Below are 2,246 nucleotides of genomic sequence, written 5' to 3'. Positions count from 1 at the left end.
AGCGCCGTGACCGGCACCGAGATGACGGAGGCGAACCAGGGGGCGAAGGATGTGGTGAGCCACATGAGCTTCACCGTGAGCCACGGGGCTGATGCACTCGATACGAGCAGCCTCAAATTCGATATCGCCGCCATTCAGCAGAGCCTGGATGGCAAGTACAGCAGCCACGGCAGCCCGGTGACTTTCACCCTGGATGCCAACGGCGAGCTGGTGGGGACCAGCGCGGACGGCCGCGAGGTGCTGCGGGCCGAGCTGAGCCTCGTTGAGAACAACGGCAACTGGAGCGTCACCGCCAAGGTGACCCTGGGGGCCGAGCTGGATCACCAGGGCAGCGAATCCCTCGACCTGCCGCTCACCGTCACCCTGACCGACAAGGACGGGGACAGGGTCTCCACCGACTTGCCGCTCACCATCAAGGACGGCCATGCGCCGCACTTCGTGGCGGGCAGCGGGGTGAGCCTGGATGAGCGTGGGCTCGACGGCCACAACACCCTGACGGAAACGGGACACTTTACCCTGGAGTCGGGGTCGGATCGGGTGAGTCAGGTCTCGTTCGCCGATCCGGCTTCCCAGCCCCCCTTGATGGCACTGGGTCAGCAGGTGAAATACGAACTGGTGGACGGGGCTCCCGCCATTCCGGGCAACCAGATCCTCAAGGGTTATGTGGACGTGAACGGCGTGCGCGTCGAGGTGCTTCAGGTCGAACTGGTGGGCAAGCTGGACAATGCCGCCAGCAACACGTTCGACTACAAGGTGACCCTTTATCAGGGGGTGCACCAGAGCGGCGGTGACGGCAAGACGAGTCTGCCCCTCAAGCTTGACATCATTGACAGTGACAAGGGGGGCGGCAACAACGACAGCACCACGGGCACTCTGGACATCACCATCAGCGAAGGCGTCAGGCCGATCGTCAACGGGGTGACCATCGACAGCGTGACCCTGAGCGAGGGGCGCTTCGATGGCGCCGCCAATGGTGCGACCGCTGACGATCAGCTCATCACGGGCAAGGTGACGGTACAGGCCTACTCCGATCCCATCGTCGATGTGCGCCTGGTCCTGAGCGGTCAGGTCATGGACATCAACGGCAATCCCGTCACTCACAATGGCGAGACCCTCACCTGGCAGGCCGTACCGGGCAGCAACGGCCACAGCTTCCAGGCAGTGACTGCGAGCGGCACCCTGGTGCTGAGCGTGACCCTGCCCAATGTGCCCGATAGCGTCGCGGCGCACACCAAGGTGGATTTCGATTATCAGGTGGTGACTCACACCAACCTGGATCACGGCGCGAACGACAGGCTCGATATTCGTGTCGGCATGCAGGTGACGGACAGCGATGGCACCGTCAGCAAGGGCGATACCGTCATCCATGTGACCGATGCCGCCGATCCTCACCTTGGCATCGACAGCGGGGTCACCTTGCAGGAAGGGGCCTCAGGCCAGACCCTGGATGGCCAGTTGCCGGTGAGCGTGGGCAGCGATCGCCTGGTGTCGCTGAACTTCGAGGCGAGCCAGCCCGGCCTGAATGGCCTCACCAGCGGCGGCCAGCCGACCCACTATCAGGTCAGCGGCAACCAGATCACCCTGCTGGATGCGGCTAACAAACCCATCCTGACCGTGACCCTGGACTTGGACGGCAAGTACCATGTGACGCTCGATGGCGTGCTGGATCAGCCGGTCAGCACCAACAGCGTCAACCTGGGGCTGCAGGTGCAGGGCACCGATTTTGACGGTGACCGAAGCAATCTCGGCACCCTCAATATCGCCATCACCGACGGCGCCTTGCCCCAGGTCGACCCCGTCTCCCTCACCCTGGTGGAGGACAGCGACTGGAGCGCCGCCCAGACCCTCAGTGGGGATCTCAATATCACCGCCGGCACCGATCCTTTGGCCCATATCGGCTTCGATGCCAGCCAACCTGGCCTGCAGGGGCTCACCAGCGGCGGCCAGCCCGTGGTCATCACCATCAGCGGCAACAGCATCAGCGGCGCCGTCAACGGCCAGAACGTCTTCACGTTGACGCTGGATCAGAACGGTCACTACGTCTTCACCCTGAACCAACCGCTGGATCAGGGGAGTGCAGACAGTCTGCTCAAGGCGGGCTTCACCCTCATCGACAGTGACGGAGATAAAGTCTCCTCCACCCTGAGCGTGGCCATCGGCGACGGGGCCAATCCGGTCATCAGCGCCGTGACCGGCACCGAGATGACGGAGGCGAACCAGGGGGCGAAGGATGTGGTGAGCCACAT

General features: G+C 63.7%; 1 pseudogene. It reads left to right on the top strand.

Annotated elements, in window-relative coordinates:
- Positions 1–2,246: pseudogene (locus AB5Y70_RS13580) on the top strand (type I secretion protein); the annotation flags it as partial.

Origin of the sequence: Aeromonas sp. s1(2024) (assembly GCF_040908005.1) — a bacterium.
GTDB lineage: Bacteria > Pseudomonadota > Gammaproteobacteria > Enterobacterales > Aeromonadaceae > Aeromonas > Aeromonas caviae.
The sequence above is the reverse complement of the archived record's forward strand: the minus strand, read 5'-3'. Positions and strand labels throughout refer to the sequence as shown.